This window comes from Nocardiopsis eucommiae (assembly GCF_965344335.1).
Lineage (GTDB): Bacteria > Actinomycetota > Actinomycetes > Streptosporangiales > Streptosporangiaceae > Nocardiopsis > Nocardiopsis eucommiae.
The window spans coordinates 1-26,632 of record NZ_CBDRIY010000040.1 but is presented as its reverse complement, the minus strand read 5'-3'; the positions used below and the strand labels follow the sequence as shown (position 1 = coordinate 26,632).

Genomic DNA, 26,632 nt, shown 5'->3' with positions numbered 1-26,632 from the left:
GGGGTGGTGAAAGCTATCCCGGGCGCCCCACCGGGCGCATCCACCACTCACGAACACGTAGGGCAGTTCCATGGAAGGCTTCAAGAAGTTCCTGCTCCAGGGAAACCTGGTGCAGCTGGCGGTCGCGGTCGTCATCGGCTCCGTCTTCGCCGGTCTCATCTCGGCGTTCACCGAGGGGTTCATCACCCCGCTCCTGGGGATCTTCGGCGGTATCCCCACCTTCTCCGACCTCTACTTCGAGATCAACGGCAGCAGATTCCTGTACGGGTCCTTCGTGGACGCCCTGGTCTCCTTCCTGATCACCGCCGCGGTCCTGTACTTCTTCGTGGTCCTGCCCATGGGCAAGCTGATGGAGAAGTTCATCAAGGCCGAGGAAGCCACCACCCGCGAGTGCCCGCACTGCTTCTCGGATATCAACAAGAAGGCCAGCAAGTGCGCCCACTGCACCAGCGAGGTCACCCCGGAGATCGTTTCGTAGGGCGCTCAGGGGCTCGCACGGCCCCCGCCGCGACACACGTGAGGGCGGCCCCGCGGGGCCGCCCTCCGGATCGCCTGACGGGCCGGTCCGAAACCAGCGCGCGCCCTAGCCCTCGTACTCCCAGTGCCAGGGTTCGAAGGGGCTGGACTTCGCCCAGGCGGGGTGGATCCAGTTGTACTTGGCCCCGTTGGTCTCCATCCAGTTCCACCGTTCCGAACGGAAGTTCTGGATGCCGCACCCGAGGTCGATCGCCTGCCCCAGACCGTGGTTACTGGTGCCGGGCACGGCGGCGAAGCCGGGCGGCTCCTGCGCGTAGACGCGGTGCTGGTTCGGCAGGTCGCGGTAGGCGCTGGTGATGCACATGTTCTCGCCGAACTCCTCCACGTACTCGACGTTCAGCTGGAGGAACTCGACGGCGGCGTCGGCCCTCAGGAACTTGTCGTCGTACAGCGAGCAGAGGGCCTCCTGCGGGAGCAGCCCGTTGGGGTAGCCGCCCGCGTTCGAGGCCGCGCTCGGGTCGCAGTCGGCGGCCGCCATGTACGCCTCGGGGTCCAGACCGCGCGACTCCAGCTCGTCCGTCAGCTCGGTCATGCTCGTCTCGGACTGTTCACGCAGTGAGTCCACCTCGGCGGCGAGCTCGGCCTGTTCCAGCTGGGTGAAGGTCTGGAGTTCCTGGGCCTCGCCCGCCAGACCCACCTGCTCCTCGCGCAGGTTGGTGGCGTCCTGGATGAGCGCCTGGTTGTCCTCCGACAGCTTGGCCGCGTAGGACTGCGTCTGGAGGTCGTCGTCGAGGTCGCCCGCCGCGAGGATGCCGAGGACACCGGCGTCGGGCTGCTGGTACATGGTGCTGGCCAGGCGCGCGAGAGGCTCGCGCATCTCGTTCAGGTCGCCCTCGATCTGCTGGAGGTCGTGGAGCGTGGAGATCAGCTCCTCCTGAGCCTCCTCCAGCGCGTCCTGGCGCTCGACGTACTCGTCGGTCGCCTTCTCCAGCTCCTCGGCGGCGGACTCGGCGCGCTCGCGCAGGTCCTCCAGGCTCGCCTCGGCTGGTGGAGCCAGGGGTACGGACCCCGGCACGACGAACAGGGACGTGACCAACATGAGTGTCAGCGCCTGCGCGATCCGGACCCGGTGGTGTGCCCCCAGGACGGTCAGCACCCCGCTACCCGGTGCGCGGGACCTACGCCGCGCCGACTCGGAAGTGAACGGCACGAATGATCCTCCGGCTGCATTTTCCTCGAACACCTACTCGTGGCCGCAAGGCAACGTACTACATGTCCACATGCGGACACACTGGACCGTACGGCCCGACGGCCGAACCCGTGGACGGTTGGTCGCCGCCCTTCCGGCCGTCTCGCACGGCCTCTGGAAGAAGGCCTGGTCGTCGGGGTGCGGTGACCGATCACACCCGCCCGCCCAGAGTGACCGAAGCGCGCGGGCGGCTCTCATCACGACACGCGAAATGAACAACATCACACCACAACCAGGACAACCAATCGTAGGTCAGCGTACTGTGCCGCGCACGCAGAGTGCCTCGGCCGCACCCTCCAACACCAATCGACACCCCACGCACACCCATCCTGGGTTAGGCTTGGCCCCGTGGCCGGGTAACGTCCGGCCACGGGATCACCCATGGCTCCATAGCTCAGGGGATAGAGCACCGCTCTCCTAAAGCGGGTGTCGCAGGTTCGAATCCTGCTGGGGCCGCCTCGACGCAGGGGCGCCCCTCTCCACCGAGAGGGGCGCCCTTCGTCTTTTCCCGCGTCTGGAATCCGTCCCGACACCGTCAAGACGTCACAAGTCCCCACGAGACCCTCCGGGGTCACGAGAAAGTTGGCGGACCCCTCCGTGTCGGGCGACGGCGCCCGCGCCCTTCCGAGCCATCATGGACAGCGAAGGTCCAGGCAGGAGACGTGCGCGAGCACGGACGGGGGTGGCCGGATGGCGGACGGGGACGACATGGACGAACTCGGGGCCGACACCAGGGGGCGCCAGCGGGGCGGGTCGCCCTCCGCGATCTCCGGGGCACTGAAGAGGGACCCCCAACCCGGCCCGCAGCACTGGGGCGGGCCCCGGCCCCGCAGGGCCGACCCGGACCGCTTCTTTCCCAGGAAGTTCCCGCGGCTGTCCCCGAAGGACGTCTGAACCGGACCCTGCGGCGCGGACCGCGCTCAGGTGGCCGAGCTCACAGGAATCCGCGCCAGGGGGCCAGGACGATCTCGCTGAACTTGGCCGCGAACGGGCGCCCGCGCCACTCCTCCTCGGTCAGCTCGCGGGCGTTGGTGAGGTCGGTCTCGAAGACCTTCTCCAAGTGCCGGGCGACGCCCTCGTCGAAGATCTCCACGTTGATCTCGTAGTTGCCGGTGAGGCTGAGGCGGTCCACGTTGGCGGTGCCGATCGAGCTCCACCGGCCGTCCACCGTGGCGGTCTTGGCGTGGACCATGGCGTCCTCGTAGAGCCACAGCCGCACCCCGCCTCGCAGCAGCTCCGAGTACCGGCCGCGCGCCATCCAGTCCGCGACGACGTGGTTGGAGTTCTCCGGAACGAGCACGTTGACGTCCACGCCCCGACCCGCCGCCTCGATGAGGACGTTGGCGAGCTCGCGGTCCGGGATGAAGTAGGCCTGGGTGAAGATCACCCGTTCCTTGGCCCGGTCCACCGCCTCCAGGAACATCGCCCGGATCGGGAAGATGATCAGCTCGGGGACGTTGCGGTGGACGCGGATGCGCGAGTCCCACTCCGCCTCCCCCATCCCCCGCAGCTCGGGCTGGTCCGCGCGCCGGTTGGTGTTCCAGAAGTCCACGAAGGCGTTCTCCAGCTCCCACACGACCGGGCCGACGACCCGCAGGTGGGTGTCGCGCCACTCGATGGCGTAGGTGGAGCCCACGTTGAACCCGCCGACGAAGCCGGTCTCCCCGTCCACTGTGAGGATCTTGCGGTGGTCGCGGCCGGACTTGCGCACGTTGAGCAGGAGCACGCCGGGGCGGAAGGCCGGGTAGCGCATGACCCGCACGGAGGGCGGGAAGCGGAAGAAGGAGCGCGGTACCACGAGGTTGGCGAAGCCGTCGTAGATCACGTAGACCTCGACCCCGCGCTCGGCCGCCTCGATCAGCGCGGCCTTGAACTCCTGTCCCACCGCGTCGGACTTGAAGATGAAGGACTCGAACAGGACGCGGTGGCGGGCGCCCCGGATCGCGGACAGCATGTCCTCGAACAGGTCCTCACCGTAGGTGTAGACCGTGGCGGTGGTCTCGCCCACCGGCACCGAGGCGGGGTCGGTGCGGGGGAAGTTGGCCCGGTGCGGCCGCACCCGCTTGCGCCAGTGGTCGATACCGACGAGGGTCGCGACCACGGCGACCTGGGTGGCCAGCAGCCCCAGCAGCCCCCGTCTCACCCAGGTCGTGATGGTCGAGCGTGTCACCATGCGGTCGCCTCCCGAACGGACCGTCCGCCGCACCCCCGGAACGGCGGCCACCCGGCACCAAGGTGGAGCACCACCGTAACCCGGCGCCCGCCCCGGTCCCGGGCACGAACCGCGTTCCGGGGCGAACTCGACTTCACCCCCCCGTTCGTCCCGAACCAGGACAGAAAGTCACCTACTGCCCGGGGTCGGTCACCCCCGGGACCAGGTGTCTCCTCGGGGTCCGGGGATCAGGTGTCCTCGCGGCGGCGGAGCACGAGGAGTTCGGTCGTGGGGCTCTCCCGGCGACCGCGCACGAGCCTGCGGTCCACGCGGTACAGGAGCGCCCCGGCGAGCCACCCCGTCGGCGCGGTGACGGTGGCGGCGCGCAGCACCCCGCCCCAGACCTTGCGCCACGGCAGGGAGGCGTCGACCTGGGCGTTCATCAGCATCAGCATGGGCACTCGGTGCACGATGTCGAACCCGGCCTTGTCGGCCAGCGAGGCGATCGTCTCCAGGGTCCGGTTGACCTGGTGCTCTCCGCGCTGCTCGGGACGCTGGAGGCAGTTCTCGGAGATCACCAGGGTGCCGCCGGGGCGCACGACCCGGCCGAGGGACCGGAAGGCGGCGGCGTACCGGTCGTCGTCGGTGATGTGGAAGAGCACGTCCATGCAGGAGGCGGCGTCGAAGCTGGCGTCCTCGAAGGCGTCCAGTTCGGACACGTCCTGGCGGAGGAAGCGGTGGTTCGGGAACCGGCCGCGCAGGCGCTCGACGGCGGCGTCGGTCATGTCGCAGCCGGTGACGTCGCCGGCACCCAGGCGCTCCCACTGGCTCACGTAGAACCCCGTGCCGCTGCCCGCGTCGAGCACGCTGGCGCCCTCCAGCCCCAGCTGGCCGACCTCGCGGAGGAAGACCTCCTCGCGCACCCGGTACATCCAGGTGTTGAAGGGCCGTCCGAGGGCGCGGTAGCCGACGCCGCTCTCGGTCCAGTCGCCTTCGAGCCGGTGTTCCCAGAAGTCACGGAGTTCACTGTGCGTAGCCATGCGACCACTTTCACATCGCGATCCGCCGTTGTCCTGCCGCACCGCCGTGGTCCCGGCGGCGGGTCGCCCGGTCGGCGGAGATCCCGTGTCCACACCTGTGGACAAGTCCGGATCGCCCTTGTCAGCTGCTAAGAAAGAGGAATCCGCCCGCATCGGGGCGTTCACGGCCTTCGCACCGAGCCGCCGTGACGGTCCGGGACGGGTGCCCCACGCCGGTCTGTCACCCTCCGCTGCTAGAACCTGTGGCACACCCCTCGGCCAGGACGGAAGGCTCCCCTCCATGATCCGCGAACACCTCACCGAGCACGCCGGACTCCCCGTGGTCGAGTTCCTCGACGCGGAGGCGGAGGAGCACTACCTCCACCTCGCCGGGACACGTCCGGGCTCCGGACGGGGCACCCGCCCCCGCTCCTCGGAGCACGTGCGCATGGAGGAGGCCAGGGAGGACCCCGGCTCCGTGGCGTGGCGGCTGCGCCTCGCCGGCTACGCCGAGGAGTTCGTGCCCTACCTGGACCGGTTCGTCGCGGAGGTGGACACGTCGCGGGTGTCGGCGCTGGTCATCGGTGACTGGGGCTTGGAGGACGACTGCGAGGTCCCCTCCGTGGACGCCCGCGACGCGCTCGTCCGTCACGCGGACGCCTTCCCCGCGCTGCGCTCGCTCTTCCTCGGTGACATCACCTTCGAGGAGAACGAGATCTCCTGGATCCACCAGTGCGACCTCGCTCCCCTGCTCGACGCCTACCCCAGGCTGGAGGAGCTGACCGTCCGGGGCGTCGGTGAGACCTACGGCGGCGGCGAGACGCTGTCCCTCGCGGTCGGTGGCCACCGGTCCCTGCGCTCGCTCACCGTCCAGAGCGGCGGCCTGCCCGGACGGGTGGTGCGCGAGATCGTCGCGGCAGACCTGCCCGCGCTGGAGCGGCTGGAGCTGTGGCTGGGTGTCGCCGACTACGGCGGCGACACCGCCGTCGAGGACCTCGCACCGCTGCTCCGGGGCGAGGCCCTGCCCGCCCTCCACCACCTGGGAGTGCGCAACTCCTGGCGCACCGGCGACTGGGTGCGGGCCCTGGCGGAGGCCACGCTCACCTCCCGTCTCCGCTCGGCCGACCTCTCCCTGGGCACCCTGCGCGACGACGACGTCGAGCACCTGCTGGCCTCGGTCCCGGCCCTCGCGCACCTGGAGAGCCTGGACCTGCACCACCACTTCCTGAGCGAGGAGGGGGCCGAGCGCGTGCGGGCCGCGTTCACGCGGGCCGGGGTCCGCGTCGACCTCTCCGACGGGCGCGGGTCCCCGACCGACGAGGACGTCGACTACTACCCGGCCGTCGGGGAGTGAGCCCCGCCGTGACCGCCCCCGTCCCCGTCCCCGTCCCACCCCCGACAGGATTCCCATGCCCAACAGCAGCCATCTGACCGAGTACGCGGGCCTCCCCGTGGTGGAGTTCACCGGGTGGGAGGCCCTCCGCACCGAGTTCCACATCGCCATGTCGTGGGCGAGCAACCGAAGGGAGCGCCACCCCGACCTGCCGTCCTCGTACGAACCGCTCTTCGCGGCGATCGCCGCCCCCGGATCGGTGGCGTGGCGACTGCGCGCGGAGGAACCCGGTTACCACCAGCGGACCGCGCAGACCCTCTCCGAGTACCTGGACGAGTTCGAGCAGCTGGTCCCGCGGGACGAGGTCCGGGCCCTGGTCGTCGGGCACGTCGAGGACGAGGCCCGGGTGACCGGGAACCTCCTCGACGAACTGGTCGGCCGCGTGTTCGCGTACACCGGCCTGCGGTCGCTCTTCTTCGGGGACGTCACGCGGGAGGAGAACGAGATCTCCTGGATCGAGCACGGGGACCTGGGCCCGTTGCTGACCGCGCTGCCGTACCTGACGGCGTTCACCGTGCGCGGCGGGAGCGCCGGCCTCGACCTGACGATCACCGAGCCCCACGGCCTCCGGAGCCTGACCGTGCAGTCCGGCGGGCTGCGCCCCGAGGTCGTCCGGACCGTGTGCGCCGCGCCCCTGCCCGAAGTGGAGCACCTGGAGCTGTGGCTGGGCGCGGAGGAGTACGCCGGGGAGCACACCACGGAGGCGGACCTCGCCCCGCTCCTCTCCGGGACCGCGTTCCCGAAGCTGCGCTCCCTGGGGCTGCGCAACGCCGAGAACGCCGACGACTGCGTGGCGGCCCTGGCCGAGGCCCCGGTCACCCGGGGCCTCTCGGAGCTGGACCTGTCGCTCGGGGCCATGACCGACCGGGGCGCCCGGATCCTGCTGGACACCCCCGTCTTCCACGGTCTGCGCCGCCTCGACCTGCACCACCACTACCTGTCCGAGGAGATGGCCGACAGGCTGGGGGCCGCCCTGACCGCCTCGGGGGTCGAGCACGACCTCTCCGGGCGCCTGGAACCCGAGGAGAACCCCTACGCGGACGGCGGCCTCTCCTACTACACGGCGGTCTCCGAGTGACCCGGGACCGGTCGCCGCTCGACCGTCCGCTGGTGGTGGTGTGCGTTCCGGGCAACCGTCGCCTGGCGCTGTTCACCGAGGCGGCGCGGGCGGCCGGGCTCCCCGCCCCCGTCCCGCTGGCCTGGCGCGACCTCGCGGACCCGGCGGCCGGTCCCGTCACCCTGCCCGAGGGCGCGCTGGTGCGCGTGGACTCGGCGGGCGAGGACGTCGCCACCGCCCGTCTGCTGCGCGGCTGGCGGCACGATCCCGACCTCCACCGGGTCGAGGGCGGGGCCGATCAGCACCGCGGGTTCGTCCGCGCTTTGGGGCGGCTGTCCGAGGCCGTGGCGGCCACCCCCGGGGCACACCTCCTCCAGGACGTGAACGACCTGGCCGACCTGTGCGACAAGCGCCGCTGCCACGCGAGGCTGGCCGCGGCCGGGGTGCCGGTCGCCCCGGCCCTGCCCGGGCCGGTGACCGGATACGCGTCCCTGCGCTCCGCGATGGCCGGGGCCGGCTGGCGGAGGGTGTTCGTCAAGCCCGCGCACGGCTCGTCGGCCTCGGGGGTGGTCGCGCTGGCCACCGCCCCGGGCGGGCGGATCCGGGCGGTCACCTCGGCCCACCTGGTGCGCGAGGGCGGGTCGGTCGAGCTGTACAACGTGCTGCGGCCGCGCACCCGCACCGACGAGGCCGACGTGGCGGCGATCGTGGACGCGCTCGCCCCCGACGGACTGCACGTGGAGCGCTGGGTCCCCAAGGCGGGGTTCGAGGGGCGGGTGATCGACCTGCGCGTCCTGGTGGTCGCCGGTCGGGCCACGCACGCGGTGGTGCGCTCCTCGCGCTCCCCCATGACCAACCTGCACCTGGGCAACGCCCGGGGCGACCTGTCGGCGCTGCGCGAGAGCATGGGCCCGCACGCCTGGCGGGCGGCCACGGCCACGGCGGAGGCCGCCGCCCGGGTCTTCCCGCGAACGCTGCACGCCGGGGTGGACCTGCTGGTCTCCCCCGGCTGGCGCCGCTTCACGGTCTGCGAAGTCAACGCCTTCGGTGACCTCCTGCCCGGGGTCCTCCACGAGGGGCGGAGCACCCAGGCCGAACAGCTGCACGCCCTCGCCACCGGCCGGTTCCCCCTCCCGGCACCGCGCCCGACGTCCGAACACGCACTCTCCGGGGGACGCCCTTGACCACCGACGCCACCTCCGAGCTCCCGACGCCGGACATGAACACCGTGGTGGGCACGCACGACATCCTGCTCCTCACCCTGGACACCCTGCGCCACGACGTGGCGGTCGAGCTGGCCGAGGCCGGACGCACCCCGAACCTGGCCCGGCTCCTGCCGCCCGGCGGGTGGGAGGAACGGCACTCCCCCGCGAGCTTCACCTACGCCTCCCACCTGGCCATGCTCGCCGGGTTCCTGCCGACCCCCGCCGCGCCGGGGCCGCACCCGCGCCTGTTCGCCGCCGCCTTCCCCGGCAGCGTCTCCACCGCGCCGGGGACCTGGACCTTCGACACCGCCGACCTCGCCTCCGGGCTGGCCCGGAAGGGCTACCACACGGCCTGCGTGGGCGGCACGGGCTTCTTCAACCGCAGGTCGGAGCTCGGGTCGGTGCTGCCGAACCTGTTCGCGGAGAGCCACTGGGAGGAGTCGTTCGGCGTGGCCGACCCGCACTCCTTCGAGAACCAGGTGGCCCGCGCGGCGGAGGTGGCCGCCGCCGTGCCCGCCGAGCAGCCGCTGTTCCTGCTGCTCAACGTCGCCGCGCTGCACCAGCCCAACTGGTTCCACCTGCCCGGCGCCACCCGGGAGGACGGAGACACCCTGGCCAGCCACGCGGCCGCCCTGGAGTACGTCGACCGCCACCTGCCCCCGCTGCTGACCGCGATGTCGGCCCGTCGGCCCTGCTTCGCCATCGTGTGCTCGGACCACGGCACCGCCTACGGCGAGGACGGCCACACCGGGCACCGGATCGGCCACGAGACCGTCTGGACCGTCCCCTACACCCACGCCGTCCTGCCCCACGGCCACGGCACCGAGGAAAGCCCCGCGTGAGCGTCACACCGAGGGCCGAGCCCGTCCGCGCGGACTCCCCCTACCGCTCGTACGTGTACGCCTACCCCCACAAGAGCGCCTACCGCCCCTTCACCGAGCGCCCCCACCTGTACGACCTGTGGATGCGCGAGGACACCCGCGCGCTCTCGCTGTACGCGCACGTGCCGTTCTGCGAGATGCGCTGCGGGTTCTGCAACCTCTTCACCCGATCCACGCCCCCGGCCGAGCAGGTCACGGCCTACCTGGACGCGTTCGAGCGCCAGGCGGAGACGGTCGCGGCGTGCCTCCCCGAGAACACCGCGTTCGCGCGTCTCGCCCTGGGCGGGGGCACCCCCACCTACCTCACCGCCGACGAACTGGCCCGGGTCTACGACACCGTCGTACGCCACTTCCCGCTCGACCCGCGCACGGTCCCGGTGTCCGTGGAGACCTCCCCCGCCACCGCCACCCCGGACCGCCTCCAGGTCCTGGACGCGCGCGGGATGACCCGGATCAGCATGGGTGTGCAGAGCTTCCTCGACTCCGAGGCGCACGCCGCCGGTCGGCCGCAGAAGCGCGCCGAGGTGGACCGGGCCCTGGCCGCGATCCGCGAGCACGCCGGGGCCGACCTCAACCTGGACCTCATCTACGGCATCGACCGCCAGACCCCCAGGACCTGGGAGTACTCGTTGGACACGGCGCTCTCCTGGGGACCGGAGGAGATCTACCTGTACCCGCTGTACGTCCGGCCGCTCACCGGGCTGGGCCGCCGTGCCCGCGCCTGGGACGACCACCGGCTGGCGCTGTACCGACAGGGGCGCGACCACCTGCGCGAGCGCGGCTACGAGCAGGTGTCCATGCGGATGTTCCGGCGGGCCGACGCCCCGGAACCGCTGGCCTCCGCTCCGGACCACAGCTGCCAGACCGACGGCATGGTGGGGCTGGGCTGCGGCGCCCGCTCCTACACGGGCACCACCCACTACTCGTTCGACTACGCGGTGGGCGTGGGCCGGGTGCGGTCGATCATCGCGGACTACGTGGCGCGCGACGCCGCCGACTTCGCGCGCGCGGAGGTCGGGTTCGTGCTGGACGAGGACGAGCGGCGCCGCAGACACGTGCTCCAGTCTCTGCTGCGCGTGGAGGGGCTGGAGGTGGCCGACTACGCGGCCAGGTTCGGTGCGCACCCGGCCGCGCACCTCCCGGCGGAGTTCGCGGCCCTGGCGGAGCGCGGCTGGCTGGAGGACGGGGCCCCGGGTTCCGACACGGTCCGGCTCACCGAGGAGGGACTGGCCCACTCCGACTCCGTGGGTCCCGACTTCTTCTCCGCCCGCGTCAACCGCCTGACCGCCGAGTACGAGGCGTCGTGAGCCCCACCGTGGACCTGCCCGACCCGCTGCGACGGCGGCCGGACACCGCCCTGCCCGACCACCTGACCCTCCTGTACCGGGGTCCGCTGGCCAGCTGCGACTACGACTGCCCGTACTGCCCCTTCGCGAAGCGCCGGGACGGACCCGAGACCCTGCGGGCGGACCGCGCCGCCCTGGAACGCTTCACCGACTGGGTGGCCGGGCGCCCCGGCACGCGCTTCTCGGTGCTGTTCACACCGTGGGGTGAGGGTCTGACCCGCTCCTGGTACCGCCGCGCCCTCATCCGGCTGAGCCACCTGCCGCAGGTGGAGCGGGTGGCGATCCAGACCAACCTCAGCGGCCGCACGGCCTGGCTGTCCGGCTGCGACCTCGCCTCCGTCGCCCTGTGGACCACCTACCACCCGGGGGAGGTCGCACACGACCGCTTCCTCGGCAAGGCGCGCGCGCTCACCGCGCTCGGGGTCCGGTTCAGCGTGGGGGTGGTGGGCCAGCCCGAACACCTGGAGGCCGCGCGCCGCATGCGCGCCGACCTCCCCGAGGACGTCTACCTCTGGGTGAACGCCGCCGAGGGACTCACCTACACGGACGCCGAGGCCGAGGCCTGGCAGGCGATCGACCCCCACTTCCACTACAGCCGCGACCCGCACCCGAGCCTGGGGGCGGCCTGCCGCACGGGTGACGGCGTCCTGTCCGTCGACGGCGACGGCGAGGTGCGCCGCTGCCACTTCGTGGACACCCCGCTCGGCAACCTCTACGACGGGTCCTTCGCCGCCGCCCTCGGTCCGAGCCCGTGCCCGCTCACCACCTGCGACTGCCACATCGGATACGTGCACCTGGAGACCCTGGACCTGTACGACGTGTTCCGTGGCGGGGTGATCGAGCGTGTCCCGGCCGTCATGCCCCCGCGTGCCCCCGGGCCCCCTCAGGAGGCCCCGCACGGCCGACGCCCCCGAGGGCCGACGGTCGTCCCGGCCTCAGCGCGCCTCCGGGATCGGGATGGTGACACAGCCGGTCCCGCCCAGGTCCAGGACGACTCCCCGCGGGGTCCGCACCAGACGGAGCACCAGCACGGCGCAGTTCGGGCAGCGGGCGACCAGTCCGGGTCCGTCCGCGTAGACGAGCAGCTGGGCGCACACGCCCTCGTCCCCGCAGACGGCGCATCGGCGCACGGCGGTGGTCAGGTCCACGCTGAAGACCTCGGACAGGGGACCGGCGAGCACGTTCCCGTCCAGGTGGGTCGGTTCGGTCATCGTCCGCCTCCGCTGCCGTAGCGTTCGGTTCGGATCCCGCGCGGGTCGTGGCCCAGCGCGACGAGCGCGTCCGCGACGGTCTCGACGAACCCGGTGGGTCCGCACACGTAGCACCGCGGGGCGAACTCGGCCGGGAACCCGTGGGTGTTCAGGTCCGCCACGCCCACCCGCCCGGGCCCGCGCGCCGAGCCCGGCGGGGCCTCCCGCGTGTAGGCGAGGAAGACGTCCACGCCCGGGTCCGAGGCGGCGCCGAGCTCCTTGGCGTAGTAGCGGTCCTCGGGTGTGCGCAGCGAGTACAGGACGCGGAACAGGGCCCGGCTCCCGGTTCGTCGGCGTTCGCGCACCATCGACGCGAGCGGGACGACACCGGAGCCGCCGCCGATGAGCACGACGGGGTCGGTGTCGTCCGACCGCCAGACGAACCAACCCCCCAGGGGTCCGCGCACCCACACCCGGTCCCCGGGCCGGAAGTCCCGGACCAGGTACGGGGAGACCTCCCCGTCCGGTACCAGCTGGACGGTGAGTTCCAGGCGGTCCGGCCCGGAGGCCGACGCGACGGAGTAGGAGCGCTCGGCGGTGTACCCGTCCTCCGCCCTCAGCCGCACGTCCACGTGCTGTCCGGGCCGGTGCCCGGTCCAGCCGGGCACCGAGAGCACCAGTGTGCGGGCGGTGGGGGTCTCCCACCGGTCGGACTCCAGGACCGCCGGCGTCCATGAGGGCATCGGTCAGTCTCCCCGGTAACGCTGTTCACGCCAGGGGTCGCCGTAGTCGTGGTACCCGCCCTGCTCCCAGAACCCCGGTTCGTCCTCCTGGGTCAGGGTCAGGCCCCGCACCCACTTGGCGGACTTCCAGAAGTACAGGTGGGGTACGAGCAGGCGGGCGGGGCCGCCGTGCTCGGCGGCGAGCGGCTCCCCGTCGAAGGTGTGCACGACCCACGCCCGCCCGTCCGTGAGGTCCTCCAGCGGCAGGTTCGTGGTGTAGCCGCCGTAGGAGTGGGCCAGGACGTACTCGGCGGTGCTCTCCACGTCCGCGAGCAGTGTGTCCAGGGAGACGCCGACCCAGTCGGTGTCGAGCTTGGACCAGCGGGTGACGCAGTGGATGTCCACGTGCGGCCGCTCCTGGGGAAGTCCCAGGAACTCGTCCCAGGTCCAGCTGTGGGCGGCACCGGTCTCGGCGGTGACGGTGAAGGTCCAGTCGTCGGTGTCGACGCGCGGCGTGGGGCCCACGCTCAACACCGGGAAGTCGTCGGTCCGGTACTGCCCTGGCGGAACGCGGTTGGACTCGGCGGTGCGCCGACCCTGGAACCCGCGCGTGAACATGTTCATGCTCGACCCCTGTCGTGTGTGACGTTCCGACGGAGCGCGCGGCCGTGCCGGGGGCGGGGCGGACGGCGTGCCCGCCCCGTCCGGACTTCACCCTCGTCCCACGCCGCGCGCCCGGGACGGTCTAGCGGACCCCCGCGCCGGTGGAACGCGCGGCCTGTTGGCGGGGCACCGACGAGCGGGTGCCGAGGACGTCGCCGAGGAAGTCCCCGGCCAGCACCAGGGCCGCCTGGTTCGCGTGGGTGTCGCGCAGGCTGTCCACCATCATGAAGTCGTGGATCATGCCCTGGAAGCGGACCGCCGTCACCGGCACTCCGGCCTCGCGCAGCTTGCGGGCGTAGGCCTCGCCCTCGTCGCGCAGCACGTCGGCCTCGCCGTTGAGCACCATCGCGGGCGGCAGTCCGCGCAGCTCCTCCAGCGAGGCCCGCAGCGGCGAGGCGTGGATCTCCGCGCGCTGCGCCGGGTCGGGGGTGTACTGGTCCCAGAACCAGATCATGCCGTCCCTGTTCAGGAAGTACCCGAAGGCGAACCGGTGGTACGACTCGGTGTCGAAGTCGGCGTCGGTCACCGGGTAGAACAGCGCCTGCCCCCGGAAGGCGACGTCTCCGCGTTCCTTGGCCATGAGCGTCAGGACGGTGGCCATGTTGCCGCCGACCGAGTCACCGCACACCGCCATCCGGCCGCCGTCGAGGTTCCTCTCGGCGCCGTGGCGCACGACCCACTGGGCGGCCGCGTAGTTCTGCTCGATCGCGGTGGGGTACCTGGCCTCCGGTGAGCGGTCGTACTCGGGGAAGACCACGGCGGCACCGGTACGGGTGGCCAGTTCACGAACCAGCCGGTCGTGGGTGTTGGCGCTGCCGAACACCCAGCCCGCGCCGTGGACGTAGAGGATCACCGGCAGGACGCCCGTGGCGCCCGCGGGACGGACGATCCGGATGGGCACCTGGCCGGTCGGGCCGCCCTCGACGGTGATCCACTCTTCGGTGATCTCCGGCTTGGGCACCCCCTCACCGCTCTGCACACCCTCCAGGACGTCCCGGCCCTGTTCGGGAGGGATCTGGTAGATGAACGGCTCGTTGGCGTTGGCGTCGGCGAACTCCTGGGCTTCCCTCTCCAGGACCACCTTGTTCTCGGACATGCCTGCTCCATGGGTACGGCGTCAGCACGGGCCGGGTCTCCGAGCGCGCACTCCGTCCCGGAACCCGGGAGAGGGGATGCCCGACCGCCTCGGCCGGGTAACCGGGTTTTCGCAAGATTGGACGCCCGCAAGACAGAAATTGGCGGCGGCACGAACGGTGTTCCCGGCGTACGGGCCCCGGGTGTGAGATGACCCGAAACCCCTTCGAATCCGTCACTCCCCGACGCCATAATGTGCCCATGGCCCTTCCTCGCGTGATCGCCACCGACCTTGACGGAACCCTCCTCGACCAGAACGGCCTGGTATCCCCCCGCAACCACCGCGCCCTCACGGCCGCCGTGGAGGCCGGGATCAGGGTGGTCATCGTGACCGCCCGTCCGCCGCGCACCACCGAAGCGTTCGCCGCCATGTTCGACTGCGCCGCCGTGGTCTGCGGCAACGGCGCCCACACCCAGCTGCCCGGGGAGGCCGAGCCGCTGGTGCGGGCGATCGACCGCGACACCTCGGGAACGATCGTGGAGCGGCTGCGGCACTCCCTGCCCGGCCTCGGGTTCGGAGTGGAGACGGGCACGGACTTCTACCACGACACCGACTACCACCTGGAGCCGTGGATCCGGAGCGAGTGGGTCAGGGGCGTGCTGGAGGGCACCGACGCCCTGCTGACCGCCGCGACCCCGGTCACCAAGCTCATCGCCCGGTCCAACCAGTACCCGGTGCAGCGCATGTACGAGGCCGCCGTGGACTCCGTCGGCACGCTCGCGGAGCCGACCTACTCGGGCGGGGCGGGCCTGGTGGAGATCAGCGCGGTCGGGGTCAACAAGGGGAGCACGTTGGCGATGCTGTGCGAGCGCTGGGGGGTGGACCGCGAGGAGGTCGTGGCCTTCGGGGACATGCCCAACGACCGTTCCTCACTGACCTGGGCGGGGACCGGGTACGCGATGAGCAGCGGGCACCGTGACCTGCTCGACCCCGCTCTCGGCCTCAGGGTGGCCCCGTCCAGCTTCGAGGACGGCGTGGGCCGCGTGGTGGAGGAGATCCTGGAGCGGGCCTGACCGACGGTTCCGGACGGATATTCACTGGCCGGGGTCGCGGCGCGGCTCCTACTGTGGCGGGGTCCGATCGACCTCCGTCCAGAGGAACCGCCTTGCCGCACCCCGCCCAGCTCGTGTCGTCGCTCTCCGCCCCCGAACGTCTGTCCCTGTTCGCCAGGGTCGTCACCTCCGGGCCCGAGGGCCTGGACCGGGAGGAGGTCCGGGGAACCGCCCGACACCTGTCCCGGCTCCTCCGGGACGGGCTGGTACGCGAGGAGGGCACGCGGATCGTCGCCGTGCCCGGAGTCTTCGGCGAGGCCATGCGCGAGCACAAGGAGGGGACCCGGGTTACCGACCCCGTGGACGCGCTCTTCCACGAGGGGCGGCTCACCTCGATGCCCGCCCGCCGCGAGCTGCGTCTGGCGGCCCTCGGCCGTGTCACCGGGCGCCTGTTCGCTCCGGAACTGGAGTACACGGAGAAACAGGTGAACACGGCACTTCTGACCTGCTTCGACGACCCCTCCGCCCTGCGCCGCTACCTGGTCGAGGAGGGTTTCCTGGAGCGTGAGGACGACGGCAGCCGCTACCGCCTCGCCCGGAGGTAGCGCGAAGGGTGCGGTCAGGAGCCCTGGGGGTCCGGCTCGACCAGGCAGAACTCGTTGCCCTCGGGGTCACGCAGAACCTGGAACGAACCCTCCTCCTCGGTGACCACCTCCCCCACAGTGGTGGCGCCGTGGTCCACGACGGAGCGGACGGACGCGGAGAGGTCCTCGACGATCACGTCCGCGTGGACGCGGTTGGGGCGGGCCTTGAGCTCCGGGGTCGGTTGGAACGACAGCCGGGGCTGGCCCGCGGCTCCGTGGAGGACGGCCCAGCCGTCCGCCTGGAGCTCGACCTCCCCACCGATCACGAAGGCCCAGAAGCGGGCGAGTGCGGGCGGGTCGACGGCGTTCACGACCCACTGGGCGACGGATCCGACAGTCATGGCGGCACAGTAACACCGCGTGGGGCGTCCGCCGGGGCACCGAACCACGGCGGACGGGAGACGGGGGCGTGTTCCTCGGAGCGGGTCCTAGTGGAGGACCTTCAGTCCGACGACGCCAGCGACGATGGCGAGCAGGCAGAGGGCCTTGGGCACGCTGAAGCCCTCACCGAGGACGAACATGCCGATGAGCGCCGTACCGACGACACCGATGGACACCCAGACGGCGTAGCCGGTGCCGAGGGGGATGGTGCGCAGGGCGAAGGCCAGACCGGCCATGCTCAGGGCGAGGGTGACACCGAAGATCACCGAGGGCCACAGGCGGGTGAAGCCCTGTGAGGAGTGGAGCGCGGCGGCCCACGCGGTTTCGAGAAGACCGGAGATCACGAGAACGACCCAGGCCATGACTGGTACCTCCCAGACGTGCGAACTGTGGTTCGCGCCGTCTTGTCTTGACCGGGTACGGCGCCCCTCGTCCGGAGTCTCGGGTACGCAACCTACAACCACCCTCGGGAGGCGGTGCTTCCGGGGTGGGCGGTCAGACGGGTCACCACGGGGTCAGGTCTGGGTGCCGTCGACTTCCTCGTGGTAGGTGCGACGGGTGCGTTCGGTGTGCTCGCTCATGAGCTCGCGGGCCCGAGCCGTGTCACCCCGCTCGATGACCTCGACCAGCTGCTCGTGCTCGTCCCAGGAGGCGGAGCCGCGGATCCGGGCCACCGGGGCGTAGTACCAGCGGACCCGGCGGTCCACCTGGGCGGCGAGCTCGGTGAGCACCCGGTTGCCGGAGGCCTCGGTGACGGTGCGGTGGAAGTCGGCGTTGGCCTTGACGACGGCGTCGGTGTCGGCCCGCTCGGCGGCGGTGCGGCCGGCGGAGACCAGTTCGCGCAGTCGGCCGATCTGTTCCGCGGAGGCGTGTTCGGCGGCGAGCCGGGCGGACTCGGCCTCCAGCATGGCGCGCACGGCCAGGAGCTGGTCCGCCTCGCTCTCGGTGGGGGTGTGCACGAACGCCCCGTAGCCGGGCCGCAGGTCCACCCACCCCTCGTTGCTGAGTCGCTGCATGGCCTCGCGGACCGGCTGGCGCGAGACCCCCAGGGTGCGGGCCAGCTCGGTCTCCACCAGGTGCTGGCCCGGGGAGAGCGCACGGGTGGTGATGAGGTCGAGAATCGCCTCGTAGACGGCCTCGCGCAGCGGAACCGGGCGCTGGATGCGTCCCGCGACGGCGTTCAATCCCTCCGAGGGCATGAGGAGTCTCCAGTGTCCGGCTGCACGGTCAGAGTCGTTGTAGACAGTGTACGAAGTCCGGTGTGTGCGTGGGTCACGCCGGAACCCCGACGAGTTCGACGAGGCCGGGGACCCGGCCGGGCGGGACCACCGCGAGGGCGTCGGCCACGGCGGCCGCGCGCAGGTCGGCGGAGCCGCTCGCGGGCAGCTCCACCGCGAGGTCGCGGCTGACCCGCACGGGGACCAGCCGGGTGTCGCGGGCGTGCGGGAGCACGTCCCCGACCAGCCGGACCCGCCGCCCCGTGTGCGCGGGGTCCCGCCGGTCGGCGCGCCCGCTGAGCACGGGCACCAGCAGGGTGAGGGCGGCGGCGAGGGCGGCCCCGGGGTTGCCCGGCAGCCCCACGACCACGGCGCCCGAGGGCAGGACGGCGAGCAGCTGCGGGTGTCCGGGTCGGCAGGCCACGCCGTCGACCACGAACCTCGCCCCGAGGGCGGTCAGGGCTGGGCGCAGGTGGTCGGCGGGACCCGCCGAGGAGGAGCCGCAGACCGCCACGGTGTCCGTCCCCGCCACGGCGTCCAGGCGCTCCTCCAGGGCCCCGGCGCGGTCGGGCACCGCGACGCCGGGTTCGCCGCGCCCGCCCGCCCAGGCCACCAGCCCGGGCAGGATCGGGCCGATGGCGTCACGGACCGCGCCGGGGCGCGGCACCCCCTCGCCCACCACCTCGTCGCCGGTGACCAGGACGCGCACGCGCGGGCGCAGCACCGTGAGGGTGTCACGGCCCAGGCTGGCGGCCAACCCCAGGAGTGCGGGGGTGACCGGGCTGCCCGCGCGCGCGGCCACCGTCCCGGCCCGGGTGGTCTCGCCCCGGCGCCGGAGGTGCCGCCCCGGAACGACCTCGCCGCTGAGGAGCACGCCGGGCTGTCCGGGCGGCCCCGGCCGGGGGGCCCGCGTCCGGCCGCTTCCCCACCGGGGCGCGCCCTCCGGCGGGAACGGTCGCCCCGCCTCGTCGGCCCGTCTCCCGGGCGCACCCTCCGGCGCGGTGCCGTCCTCCCCCAGGCGGGCGAGGGTGGCGTGTTCGTGGGGGAGGACGGCGGTGGTCCCGTCCGGCGTGACGGCACCCGTGGCCGTCTCCACCGCCTCCCCCGGGTGCAGGCGCACGACCGGGCCGCGATGCCCGGCGAGCGTCCGACCGACGACGGTCCAGGGGCCCTCGCCACAGACGGCGTATCCGTCCATGGCGGCGCTGTCGAGGACGGGGACGTCGATGGCGGAGACGAGGTCGGCGCCCAGGGTGGCCCCCCGGGCGGCGGACAGGGGCACGTCCTCGGCCTCCGCCCCTCCCGCGGCTCCGACCTCCCTGGCCAGCTCGCGGGCCCGGGGCCAGGGGGTGGGCGCGTGGTGTCCGGAGGGGCGGCGGTCACGAAGAAGCGGAGAAGTTTCCCAGGCACCCGAGTCGGGCATTCCTTCTCTCCCTGCCGTGGTGAGGGGACGGATGCGAGTGAGCATACTGTATACAGTATGGAATAGGAAGGAGTCCTCATGCGCATCGCCATCCTGGGCGCCGGTGCCATCGGCGCCTACGCGGGGGCCGCCCTGCACCGCGGCGGAGCGGACGTCCACCTCATCGCCCGGGGCGCCCACCTGCGCGCCCTGCGCGAGCGCGGAGTCCGGGTCCTCAGCCCCCGTGGCGACTTCACCGCGCACCCGCACGCCACGGACGACCCGGCCGAGGTCGGCCCCGTGGACGCCGTCCTGCTCGGCCTCAAGGCCCAGCACTACGCCGACTGCGGGCCGATGCTGCGTCCCCTCCTGGGCCCGGCGACCGCCGTGGTCGCCGCTCAGAACGGCATCCCCTGGTGGTACTTCCACGGAGTCGAGGGACCGCTCGCGGGTCACCGGATCGAGAGCGTGGACCCGGGAGGGGCGGTCAGCCGCGCCATCCCGGTCGAACGCGCCGTCGGCTGCGTGGTCTACGCGGCCACGGAGATCGTGGAACCGGGGGTGGTCCGGCACATCGAGGGCACCCGCTTCTCCCTGGGCGAACCGGACCGCTCCGACTCCCGCCGCTGCCGCGACCTCTCCGAGGCGATGACGGCGGGCGGGCTCAGGTGCCCGGTCGAACCCGACCTCCGCGTGGACGTCTGGGTGAAGCTCATGGGCAACATCGTCTTCAATCCGCTGAGCGCGCTCACGCGCTCGACCATGGCCCAGATCTGCCGTCACCGCTCCACCCGCGACCTCGCCCGCACCATGATGAACGAGACCCTGGACGTGGCCGCCCGGCTGGGCGTGCGCACCGACGTCTCCGTGGAGCGCAGGCTCGCGGGCGCGGAGCGGACCGGGGACCACCGCACCTCCACCCTCCACGACCTCGAACGCGGCCGCCCGATGGAGCTGGACGTGATCCTGTCCGCCGTGGTCGAGCTGGCGGACCTCACCGGCGCACCGGCGCCCACGCTGCGCGCGGTCGACGCCGTGGCCGGACTGCTCAACCTGCGGGTCTCCGCCCCCGTCCTGACCTAGCACCCACCTCCACACCATTGCCCCTTCACTCCACATTGCATACAGTATTCCCTTTGAGGCCACGAACCCCGAGCGAGGCCACATGCGTCGTTCCGCAGACCACTCCAACCCCCTCGACCGACTCACCCGACCCCTCGTGCGCGAACACGGAGAACTCCGTCCGGCCACGTGGGAGGAGGCCCTCGACCGCGCGGCGGCGGGCTTCCGGGCGGGCGTCGAACGCCACGGACCCGACTCCTTCGGCATGCTCTCCTGTGCCAGGGCCACCAACGAGATGAACTTCGTCGCGCAGAAGTTCACCCGCGTCGTCGTCGGCACCAACAACGTCGACTCCTGCAACCGCACCTGCCACGCGCCCAGCGTCGCGGGCCTGTCCGCCGCCTTCGGCTCCGGTGGCGGCACCTCCTCCTACGCGGAGATCGAGGACACCGACCTCATCGTCGTCTGGGGCGGCAACCCGCGCTACGCCCACCCGATCTTCTTCCAGCACGTGCTCAAGGGCGTGCGCAACGGGGCCCGGCTCTTCGTCGTGGACCCCCGCCGCACCCCCACCGCCGAGTGGGCCGACCGCTGGTTCGGCCTCAACGTGGGCACGGACATCCCGCTCGCGCACGCCGTGGGCCGGGAGATCCTGCACGCCGGACTCGCCAACGAGTCCTTCGTCGAACGCGCCACCAGCGGGCTCGACGAGTACCGCGCCCTGGTGGAGCCGTGGACGCTCGCCGCGGCCGAGGCCGAGACCGGTGTCCCCGCAGAGGCCATCCGGGAGCTCGCCCACACCTACGCCCGCGCCGAACGCGCCCAGCTGTGCTGGACCCTCGGCATCACCGAACACCACAACGCCACCGACAACGTCCGAGCACTGATCAACCTCTCCCTGCTCACCGGGCACGTCGGGCGGCACGGATCCGGCCTCAACCCGCTGCGCGGCCAGAACAACGTGCAGGGCGGCGGCGACATGGGCGCCATCCCCGACCGCCTGGCCGGGTTCCAGGACATCCTGGACGACGAGGTCCGGGCCCCGTTCGAGCGGGCCTGGGGCCGCTCCATCCAGGGCCGCAAGGGTCTGAACCTCACCCAGATGTTCGAGGCGATGGAGGAGCGCGAGCTGCGGACCCTCTACGTCATCGGTGAGAACCCCGTCCAGTCCGAGCCCGAGACGCACAAGACCACCGCCCGCCTGCGGGCCCTGGACCACCTGGTGGTCCAGGACATCTTCCTCACCCGCACCGCCGAGCTCGCCGACGTCGTCCTCCCCGCCAGCGCGGCCTGGTGCGAGTCGGACGGCACCTTCACCAACAGCGAGCGCCGCGTGCAGCTGGTCCGCAAGGCCCTGGACCCGCCGGAGGGCGCCAGGGACGACATCGAGATCATGTGCGCGCTGGCGACCCGGCTCGGACACGACTGGGAACGCCCCTCGGCGGAGGAGATCTGGGACGAGGTGCGCTCGCTGTCCCCCATGCACCGGGGCATGAGCTACGCGCGCCTGGCCGAGCACGACGGCATCCAGTGGCCCTGCTACTCCGAGGACACGCTGGAGCCCAGCTACCTGCACTCCCGGCTGTGGTCGAAGGACCCGGTCGAGCGCGGCGAACCGGCCCCGTTCGGGATCGTCGGCCACTCGCCGCCGGTGGACCTGCTGGACGAGGACTTCCCGTTCCGGCTCACCACCGGCCGCCGCCTGGACGACTACAACACCGGTGTGCAGACCTCCGGCTTCTCCTCGCCGCTGCGCCGGGGCGAACTGCTGGACCTGTCCCCGGAGGACGCCGCCAAGCTGGGAATCGAGGACGGCGAGACGGTCCGCGTGACCTCGCGTCGCGGCTCGGTGCTGGTCCCGGCGTCGGTCACCGAGTCCATGCGGCCCGGTCTGGTGTTCATGACCTTCCACTTCCCGCACCAGGTGGACACGCAGCTGCTCACCATCGACGCCACCGATCCGATCGCGGGGACGGCCGAGTACAAGGCCGCCGCCGTGCGGATCGAGCGGGTCGGGCCACTCCCTCCCGAGCTGCGCCGCGAGGTGCCCGACCAGGTGCCGGGCTGAGGGTCCTGCTCGCGCGCGAAGGCGGACCGTCCCACCAGCCCCGGTGGGGCGGTCCGCCCGGCGCGCCCGGAAGGTCCGCCCCCGCCCCGAACTCCTTGGGTAACGAGGGTTGTCAATCCGGAACACCCATCTTACTGTCTTCTGTATACAGAATCCTGTGATCTGTCTTACACACGATTGAGGTGATCCGGGCGTGGACCTGCGACTTCTGGACGAGGTGGCCACCGACGCCGAACGCGACGCCGTCGACACGCTCCTGGGGGCGCCCGCGTCCGGCTGGGAGGGCGGGACCCGTCAGGACTCCGACCTGCGCTACGCACGGGGCGGGCACGCCGCACGCGACCAGCGCGACCTGCTCCTGCCCGCCCTGCACGCCGTCAACGACCGCGTGGGCTGGATCAGCCGGGGCGCGCTCAACCACATCTGCCGCAGGCTGACCGTCCCCCCGGCCGAGGCCTACGCCGTGGCCTCCTTCTACGCGATGTTCGCCCTGCACGAGCGCCCCCGCCGGGTCGTGCACCTGTGCACCGACATCGCCTGCGCCGCCTCCGGCTCGGGCGCGCTCCGCGACCGCCTGACCGCGCGCCTGGGCCCGCCCGGCGGCCACTCCGACGGGCCGCCCGACGCCCCCGGCACCACGTGGCACGAGAGCCCCTGCCTGGGAATGTGCGAACGCGCCCCCGCCGCGCTCGCCCTCGAAGCCGGGAGCCCCGCGCGGTACGCCGTCGCCGCCCCCGCGACCCCCGACGCCCTGGACTCCCTCGCGGCGGCCCCGCCCACGGAGGGCTCCGCGACCAGCGTCTCCGACGCCCAGGCGCCGACCACGGCGCGCGCCCCGGCGGACACCGCCGATACCGACCCCAGCGCCCACGGCTCGGAGCACACCGCCGCCCCAGCCGCCGCCCACGGCCGTTCCCCCGACGGCCACGCCCCCGGCGCCACCACCTACGCGTCCGAACCGCTCCACGGCGGCGCGCCCGAACCCGACCCGGCCGCCGCCGTCCCCGACGCCGGCTCCCCCGACCACGTCCTGCTGAGCCGGATCGGCCGCGTGGACCCCCTCAGCCTCGACGACTACCGCGCGGCGGGCGGGTACGCGGCGCTCCGCGAGGCCCTGCGCCTCGGCCCGGCCGGGGTGATCCGCGAGGTCACCGACTCCGGCCTGGTCGGCCGGGGCGGCGCCGCCTTCCCCACCGGCCGCAAGTGGAGCGCCACCGCCCAGCAGCCGGACACCCCGCACTACCTGGTGTGCAACGCCGACGAGAGCGAACCCGGCACCTTCAAGGACCGGGTCCTCATGGAGGGCGACCCCTTCTCCGTGGTCGAGGCCATGACCGTCGCCGGATACGCGATCGGTGCCCGCACCGGCTACCTCTACATCCGCGGCGAGTACCCCCGCGCGCTGCGCCACCTGGAGAACGCCCTCGCCCAGGCCCGGGAGCGCGGGTTGCTGGGCCCCGACGTCCTGGGGTCCGGATTCTCCTTCGACATCGAGATCAGGCGGGGCGCGGGCGCCTACATCTGCGGCGAGGAGACCGCCATCTTCGGCTCCATCGAGGGACAGCGCGGCGAGCCCCGCACCAAGCCGCCCTTCCCCGTGGAGAAGGGGCTGTTCGGCAAACCGACCACGGTCAACAACGTGGAGACCCTGGTCAACGTGCTCCCCGTGCTCCTCATGGGCGGTCCCGCGTACGCCGCCGTGGGCACGGACGGCTCCACCGGTCCCAAGCTGTTCTGCGTCTCCGGCGGAGTGCGCCGCCCCGGCCTGTACGAACTGCCCTTCGGGGCCACCCTGGGCGACCTCGTCGAGGCCGCGGGCGGCATGCCCGAGGGGCGGTCCATCCGCGCCGTGCTCCTGGGCGGGGCGGCCGGGACCTTCGTCCGGGGCGACGAACTGGACATCCCGCTGACCTTCGAGGGGGCGCGGGCCGCCGGGACCTCGCTGGGTTCGGGCGTGGTGCTGGTCCTGGACGACACCGCCGACCTCGGGGCGACCCTGGCCCGCGTGGCCGCCTTCTTCCGGGACGAGTCCTGCGGACAGTGCGTGCCCTGCCGGGTCGGCACGGTCCGCCAGGAGGAGTCGCTGCTGCGGCTGCGCTCCGGCGCCTCCCCCGCCCAGGAGCTACCGCTGCTGCGGGAGGTCGGCCGGGCCATGCGGGACGCCTCCATCTGCGGCCTGGGCCAGACCGCGTGGAACGCCGTGGAGTCGGCGATCGACCGGCTCGGCCTCTACTCCGGGTCCGACCCCGACGGCACCGGCGCCCCGGACCCCGACCACCCACGGAACCCCGACCCCGCGCACACCCCAGTCCCGGGCGACCGGGCTGCGACCGAGGAGGCCCGATGACCGTCCCCGTACTCCTGCCCACCCCCCGACGCCTGATCGACGCGACCATCGACGGCGCGACCGTCCGCGTCCCCGAGGGCACCACCGTCCTGGAGGCCTGCACCGCCGAGGGCACCGAAGTGCCCACGCTCTGCCACGGCGACACCCTGACCCCCCGCAACGCCTGCCGCGTGTGCGTGGTGGAGGTGGAGGGCGCCCGCACCCTGGCCCCCGCCTGCTCCCGCAAGCTGGAGGAGGGCATGAGCGTGGCCACCGACTCCGAACGCGTGCGGCACAGCCGCAAGCTGGTCCTCGAACTGCTGGGATCCTCGGTGGACCTGTCCACCACTCCGAAGGTCGACGGGTGGATGGACCGCTACGAGGCGGAGCCGGAGCGGTTCGGCCCCCGGGCCGAACCGGCGGCGCTCGGGGTCCGCGACGCCCGGCGCGCGGGCGAGCACGAGCCCGGCGACGGCGCGGAGGCCGCCACGGTCGAGCAACCCGCCAAGGTGGACAACGACCTCTACGTGCGCGACTACTCGAAGTGCATCATGTGCTACAAGTGCGTGGACGCCTGCGGGGACCAGTGGCAGAACACCTTCGCGATCGGGGTGGCCGGGCGCGGGTTCGACGCCCGGATCTCGACCGAACACGACGTGGAGCTCCCCGACTCGGCCTGTGTGTACTGCGGGAACTGCATCGAGGTCTGCCCGACCGGGGCGCTGTCGTTCACCACGGAGTTCGACATGCGCGCGGCGGGCACGTGGGACGAGGAGAGCCAGACCGAGACGACCACGATCTGCACCTACTGCGGGGTCGGGTGCAACGTCACACTGCACGTCCAGGAGAACGAGATCGTCAAGGTGACCTCGCCGCACGACAACCCGGTGACGCACGGAAACCTCTGTATCAAGGGCAGATTCGGCTTCCAGCACGTCCAGCGGCGCGGGGACGGCTGAGGCCCGGGGCGGCGACCGGGACCCCTTGCGGCGGTCTGTCCTCCATACGCCGATTTGACGCTTCGTCCCCTCGACACCGAATGTCGGGAAGAGTAGACCAGTAAACGCACTCGTGCACCGGAAGGCGGTGGTGGGGAATGGGACGGGTGACCGCCCGTGAGAAGGTCCTCCGGATCAGGGAGGGTGTGGAGAGCGAACGCGTCGACACCCTCGTGGTGGAGGAGCCGCTGGAGATCAGGCTGGACGGCGCCCCGTTGAGCATCACCATGCGGACCCCCGGGAGCGACTTCGACCTCGCCGCCGGGTTCCTGGTGAGCGAGGGGGTGGTCTCCGAGGGGTCCGAGGTCACCGCCATCCGGTACTGCGCGGGGGCCACCGCGGACGGGTCCAACACCTACAACGTGCTGGACGTGTCCCTGGCCCCGGGGGTGGCGCTTCCCGACACCTCGCTGGAGCGCAACTTCTACACCTCGTCCTCGTGCGGGCTGTGCGGCAAGGCCAGCCTGGACGCCGTGCGCACCAAGGCGCGGTGGTCGGTGGCCGACGACGGCCTCCGGATCGACGTGCCCACCCTCACCGTCCTCCCGGACCGCCTGCGTGAGGCCCAGCGGGTGTTCGACCGCACGGGCGGACTGCACGCCGCCGGGCTGTTCACCTCCGAGGGCGAACTGCTGGCGGCGCGCGAGGACGTGGGGCGGCACAACGCCGTCGACAAGCTGCTCGGCTGGGCCCTGCGCTCCGACCGCCTCCCGCTGAGCGAGACCGTGCTCATGGTGTCGGGGCGGGCGTCCTTCGAGCTGGTCCAGAAGGCGTGGATGGCGGGCATCCCGATGATGGCCGCCGTCTCGGCCCCCTCGTCCCTCGCTGTCGACCTGGCCACGGAGGCGGGCATGACGCTCGTCGGCTTCCTGCGCGGCAGCTCCATGAACGTCTACACCGGAAGGCATCGCGTTCTCCTGGAGAGGACGCTCGCGTCCTCGGCGGCCCCAGGGGCCACGCGCCCTCCGGAACGGTAGACGCGGACCTGGTTGGCGCGTTCCAGCCCCCCGCACCAACCAGGTCCGACACCGGCTCACCCCGGGGGGGGGGGGA

25 protein-coding genes, 1 tRNA gene, 1 pseudogene and 1 riboswitch are annotated in these 26,632 nt (G+C 72.4%); of the genes and pseudogenes, 16 read left to right on the top strand and 11 right to left on the bottom strand.

Annotation, left to right across the window (positions count from 1 at the left end; all coding sequences use genetic code 11):
* The first annotated feature begins 70 nt into the window (after positions 1-70).
* On the top strand, positions 71-478 hold the full coding sequence (locus tag ACRWK8_RS21870) for an MscL family protein (protein ID WP_378743475.1): 408 nt from the start codon (positions 71-73) through the stop codon (positions 476-478).
* Between the two features lie 105 nt (positions 479-583).
* Here ACRWK8_RS21870 and ACRWK8_RS21865 read toward each other — a convergent pair whose 3' ends face one another.
* On the bottom strand, positions 584-1,687 hold the full coding sequence (locus ACRWK8_RS21865; protein ID WP_431872553.1) for a D-alanyl-D-alanine carboxypeptidase family protein: 1,104 nt from the start codon (positions 1,685-1,687) through the stop codon (positions 584-586).
* A 422-nt stretch (positions 1,688-2,109) separates the two neighbouring features.
* On the opposite strand from ACRWK8_RS21865, the gene ACRWK8_RS21860 reads away from it, so the two are divergent.
* Together ACRWK8_RS21860 and ACRWK8_RS21855 are read left to right on the top strand one after the other, a co-directional pair.
* Positions 2,110-2,182 (top strand) — tRNA-Arg (locus ACRWK8_RS21860).
* A 234-nt stretch (positions 2,183-2,416) separates the two neighbouring features.
* Positions 2,417-2,620, top strand: a complete 204-nt coding sequence (locus ACRWK8_RS21855; protein WP_378743477.1) for a hypothetical protein — start codon at positions 2,417-2,419, stop codon at positions 2,618-2,620.
* A gap of 40 nt (positions 2,621-2,660) precedes the next feature.
* Here the strand turns inward: ACRWK8_RS21855 and ACRWK8_RS21850 are convergent, their stop codons facing one another.
* On the bottom strand, positions 2,661-3,899 hold the full coding sequence (locus ACRWK8_RS21850) for a phospholipase D-like domain-containing protein (protein ID WP_431872550.1): 1,239 nt from the start codon (positions 3,897-3,899) through the stop codon (positions 2,661-2,663).
* Between the two features lie 227 nt (positions 3,900-4,126).
* Positions 4,127-4,918 carry a class I SAM-dependent methyltransferase gene (locus ACRWK8_RS21845; RefSeq protein ID WP_378743479.1) on the bottom strand — a complete coding sequence of 264 codons (792 nt, stop codon included), beginning with the start codon at positions 4,916-4,918 and terminating at the stop codon, positions 4,127-4,129.
* Between the two features lie 280 nt (positions 4,919-5,198).
* On the opposite strand from ACRWK8_RS21845, the gene ACRWK8_RS21840 reads away from it, so the two are divergent.
* From ACRWK8_RS21840 to ACRWK8_RS21815, 6 genes and pseudogenes are all read left to right on the top strand, one after another.
* Positions 5,199-6,251 (top strand): STM4015 family protein, encoded by a 1,053-nt coding sequence (locus ACRWK8_RS21840; protein WP_378743480.1) that lies wholly within the window; start codon positions 5,199-5,201, stop codon positions 6,249-6,251.
* Between the two features lie 55 nt (positions 6,252-6,306).
* The gene (locus tag ACRWK8_RS21835) at positions 6,307-7,368 is read left to right on the top strand and encodes an STM4015 family protein (protein ID WP_431872547.1); all 1,062 of its coding nucleotides are present in this window, start codon (positions 6,307-6,309) and stop codon (positions 7,366-7,368) included.
* On the top strand, positions 7,365-8,531 hold the full coding sequence (locus ACRWK8_RS21830) for an STM4014 family protein (RefSeq protein WP_378743482.1): 1,167 nt from the start codon (positions 7,365-7,367) through the stop codon (positions 8,529-8,531). Before ACRWK8_RS21835 ends, ACRWK8_RS21830 begins: the two co-directional genes overlap by 4 nt.
* Before the next feature lie 35 nt (positions 8,532-8,566).
* On the top strand, positions 8,567-9,394 hold the full coding sequence (locus tag ACRWK8_RS21825) for an STM4013/SEN3800 family hydrolase (protein WP_431872588.1): 828 nt from the start codon (positions 8,567-8,569) through the stop codon (positions 9,392-9,394).
* Positions 9,391-10,740, top strand: coding sequence for an STM4012 family radical SAM protein (locus ACRWK8_RS21820; protein WP_431872544.1), 1,350 nt, complete (start codon positions 9,391-9,393; stop codon positions 10,738-10,740). The genes ACRWK8_RS21825 and ACRWK8_RS21820 overlap by 4 nt, the downstream gene beginning before the upstream one ends.
* A pseudogene (locus tag ACRWK8_RS21815) lies at positions 10,737-11,642 on the top strand (STM4011 family radical SAM protein); the annotation flags it as partial. The gene ACRWK8_RS21820 and the pseudogene ACRWK8_RS21815, both read left to right, overlap by 4 nt.
* A 72-nt stretch (positions 11,643-11,714) precedes the next feature.
* Here the strand turns inward: ACRWK8_RS21815 and ACRWK8_RS21810 are convergent.
* The 4 genes from ACRWK8_RS21810 to ACRWK8_RS21795 all read right to left on the bottom strand — a co-directional run bounded on the left by ACRWK8_RS21810 (position 11,715) and on the right by ACRWK8_RS21795 (position 14,450).
* Positions 11,715-11,990, bottom strand: coding sequence for a DUF6510 family protein (locus ACRWK8_RS21810; protein ID WP_378743485.1), 276 nt, complete (start codon positions 11,988-11,990; stop codon positions 11,715-11,717).
* A complete protein-coding gene (locus tag ACRWK8_RS21805) occupies positions 11,987-12,712 on the bottom strand; it encodes a ferredoxin reductase (RefSeq protein WP_378743486.1) in 726 nt (241 codons plus the stop codon). The genes ACRWK8_RS21810 and ACRWK8_RS21805 overlap by 4 nt, the downstream gene beginning before the upstream one ends.
* A gap of 3 nt (positions 12,713-12,715) precedes the next feature.
* A complete protein-coding gene (locus ACRWK8_RS21800) occupies positions 12,716-13,315 on the bottom strand; it encodes a sulfite oxidase-like oxidoreductase (protein ID WP_431872542.1) in 600 nt (199 codons plus the stop codon).
* Between the two features lie 121 nt (positions 13,316-13,436).
* The gene (locus tag ACRWK8_RS21795; RefSeq protein WP_378743488.1) at positions 13,437-14,450 is read right to left on the bottom strand and encodes an alpha/beta hydrolase; all 1,014 of its coding nucleotides are present in this window, start codon (positions 14,448-14,450) and stop codon (positions 13,437-13,439) included.
* A 239-nt stretch (positions 14,451-14,689) separates the two neighbouring features.
* On the opposite strand from ACRWK8_RS21795, the gene ACRWK8_RS21790 reads away from it, so the two are divergent.
* Both ACRWK8_RS21790 and ACRWK8_RS21785 read left to right on the top strand, forming a co-directional pair.
* The gene (locus ACRWK8_RS21790) at positions 14,690-15,502 is read left to right on the top strand and encodes an HAD family hydrolase (protein WP_378743489.1); all 813 of its coding nucleotides are present in this window, start codon (positions 14,690-14,692) and stop codon (positions 15,500-15,502) included.
* 92 nt (positions 15,503-15,594) lie between these two features.
* Positions 15,595-16,086, top strand: a complete 492-nt coding sequence (locus ACRWK8_RS21785; protein WP_431872539.1) for a DUF2087 domain-containing protein — start codon at positions 15,595-15,597, stop codon at positions 16,084-16,086.
* Between the two features lie 14 nt (positions 16,087-16,100).
* Here ACRWK8_RS21785 and ACRWK8_RS21780 read toward each other — a convergent pair whose 3' ends face one another.
* From ACRWK8_RS21780 to ACRWK8_RS21765, 4 genes are all read right to left on the bottom strand, one after another.
* Positions 16,101-16,466 carry a VOC family protein gene (locus ACRWK8_RS21780; protein WP_378743491.1) on the bottom strand — a complete coding sequence of 122 codons (366 nt, stop codon included), beginning with the start codon at positions 16,464-16,466 and terminating at the stop codon, positions 16,101-16,103.
* Between the two features lie 87 nt (positions 16,467-16,553).
* Positions 16,554-16,868 carry a DMT family transporter gene (locus tag ACRWK8_RS21775; protein WP_378743492.1) on the bottom strand — a complete coding sequence of 105 codons (315 nt, stop codon included), beginning with the start codon at positions 16,866-16,868 and terminating at the stop codon, positions 16,554-16,556.
* Positions 16,869-16,899: 31 nt separating this feature from the next.
* Positions 16,900-16,964, bottom strand: a riboswitch (guanidine-III (ykkC-III) riboswitch).
* Positions 16,965-17,021: 57 nt separating this feature from the next.
* Positions 17,022-17,705, bottom strand: coding sequence for a GntR family transcriptional regulator (locus ACRWK8_RS21770; RefSeq protein ID WP_431872537.1), 684 nt, complete (start codon positions 17,703-17,705; stop codon positions 17,022-17,024).
* 73 nt (positions 17,706-17,778) lie between these two features.
* A complete protein-coding gene (locus ACRWK8_RS21765; protein ID WP_431872535.1) occupies positions 17,779-19,146 on the bottom strand; it encodes a molybdopterin molybdotransferase MoeA in 1,368 nt (455 codons plus the stop codon).
* Between the two features lie 78 nt (positions 19,147-19,224).
* On the opposite strand from ACRWK8_RS21765, the gene ACRWK8_RS21760 reads away from it, so the two are divergent.
* The 5 genes from ACRWK8_RS21760 (at position 19,225) to fdhD (ending at position 26,556) form a co-directional block, all read left to right on the top strand.
* Entirely contained in the window at positions 19,225-20,208 is a 984-nt protein-coding gene (locus ACRWK8_RS21760) for a 2-dehydropantoate 2-reductase (protein WP_431872532.1), read from the top strand.
* 82 nt (positions 20,209-20,290) lie between these two features.
* Positions 20,291-22,255, top strand: coding sequence for a molybdopterin oxidoreductase family protein (locus ACRWK8_RS21755; RefSeq protein ID WP_378743496.1), 1,965 nt, complete (start codon positions 20,291-20,293; stop codon positions 22,253-22,255).
* 193 nt (positions 22,256-22,448) lie between these two features.
* On the top strand, positions 22,449-24,602 hold the full coding sequence (locus tag ACRWK8_RS21750; RefSeq protein ID WP_431872530.1) for an NAD(P)H-dependent oxidoreductase subunit E: 2,154 nt from the start codon (positions 22,449-22,451) through the stop codon (positions 24,600-24,602).
* Complete coding sequence (locus tag ACRWK8_RS21745) at positions 24,599-25,540, top strand: 2Fe-2S iron-sulfur cluster-binding protein (protein WP_378743498.1); 942 nt, start codon at positions 24,599-24,601, stop codon at positions 25,538-25,540. The genes ACRWK8_RS21750 and ACRWK8_RS21745 overlap by 4 nt, the downstream gene beginning before the upstream one ends.
* A gap of 137 nt (positions 25,541-25,677) precedes the next feature.
* Positions 25,678-26,556: a formate dehydrogenase accessory sulfurtransferase FdhD gene (gene fdhD / locus ACRWK8_RS21740; protein ID WP_378743499.1), complete on the top strand. Its 879-nt coding sequence runs from the start codon at positions 25,678-25,680 to the stop codon at positions 26,554-26,556.
* The last annotated feature ends 76 nt before the right edge of the window (positions 26,557-26,632 follow it).

Bases quoted from the DNA above. Each gene is read 5' to 3' on its own strand.
- ACRWK8_RS21870 (WP_378743475.1), top strand. From the start codon at position 71: ATGGAAGGCTTCAAGAAGTTCCTGCTCCAGGGAAACCTGGTGCAGCTG.
- ACRWK8_RS21855 (WP_378743477.1), top strand. From the start codon at position 2,417: ATGGCGGACGGGGACGACATGGACGAACTCGGGGCCGACACCAGGGGG.
- ACRWK8_RS21850 (WP_431872550.1), bottom strand. From the start codon at position 3,899: ATGGTGACACGCTCGACCATCACGACCTGGGTGAGACGGGGGCTGCTG.
- ACRWK8_RS21845 (WP_378743479.1), bottom strand. From the start codon at position 4,918: ATGGCTACGCACAGTGAACTCCGTGACTTCTGGGAACACCGGCTCGAA.
- ACRWK8_RS21840 (WP_378743480.1), top strand. From the start codon at position 5,199: ATGATCCGCGAACACCTCACCGAGCACGCCGGACTCCCCGTGGTCGAG.
- ACRWK8_RS21835 (WP_431872547.1), top strand. From the start codon at position 6,307: ATGCCCAACAGCAGCCATCTGACCGAGTACGCGGGCCTCCCCGTGGTG.
- ACRWK8_RS21825 (WP_431872588.1), top strand. From the start codon at position 8,567: ATGAACACCGTGGTGGGCACGCACGACATCCTGCTCCTCACCCTGGAC.
- ACRWK8_RS21810 (WP_378743485.1), bottom strand. From the start codon at position 11,990: ATGACCGAACCGACCCACCTGGACGGGAACGTGCTCGCCGGTCCCCTG.
- ACRWK8_RS21805 (WP_378743486.1), bottom strand. From the start codon at position 12,712: ATGCCCTCATGGACGCCGGCGGTCCTGGAGTCCGACCGGTGGGAGACC.
- ACRWK8_RS21800 (WP_431872542.1), bottom strand. From the start codon at position 13,315: ATGAACATGTTCACGCGCGGGTTCCAGGGTCGGCGCACCGCCGAGTCC.
- ACRWK8_RS21795 (WP_378743488.1), bottom strand. From the start codon at position 14,450: ATGTCCGAGAACAAGGTGGTCCTGGAGAGGGAAGCCCAGGAGTTCGCC.
- ACRWK8_RS21790 (WP_378743489.1), top strand. From the start codon at position 14,690: ATGGCCCTTCCTCGCGTGATCGCCACCGACCTTGACGGAACCCTCCTC.
- ACRWK8_RS21780 (WP_378743491.1), bottom strand. From the start codon at position 16,466: ATGACTGTCGGATCCGTCGCCCAGTGGGTCGTGAACGCCGTCGACCCG.
- ACRWK8_RS21775 (WP_378743492.1), bottom strand. From the start codon at position 16,868: ATGGCCTGGGTCGTTCTCGTGATCTCCGGTCTTCTCGAAACCGCGTGG.
- ACRWK8_RS21770 (WP_431872537.1), bottom strand. From the start codon at position 17,705: ATGCCCTCGGAGGGATTGAACGCCGTCGCGGGACGCATCCAGCGCCCG.
- ACRWK8_RS21765 (WP_431872535.1), bottom strand. From the start codon at position 19,146: ATGCCCGACTCGGGTGCCTGGGAAACTTCTCCGCTTCTTCGTGACCGC.
- ACRWK8_RS21760 (WP_431872532.1), top strand. From the start codon at position 19,225: ATGCGCATCGCCATCCTGGGCGCCGGTGCCATCGGCGCCTACGCGGGG.
- ACRWK8_RS21755 (WP_378743496.1), top strand. From the start codon at position 20,291: ATGCGTCGTTCCGCAGACCACTCCAACCCCCTCGACCGACTCACCCGA.
- ACRWK8_RS21745 (WP_378743498.1), top strand. From the start codon at position 24,599: ATGACCGTCCCCGTACTCCTGCCCACCCCCCGACGCCTGATCGACGCG.
- fdhD (WP_378743499.1), top strand. From the start codon at position 25,678: ATGGGACGGGTGACCGCCCGTGAGAAGGTCCTCCGGATCAGGGAGGGT.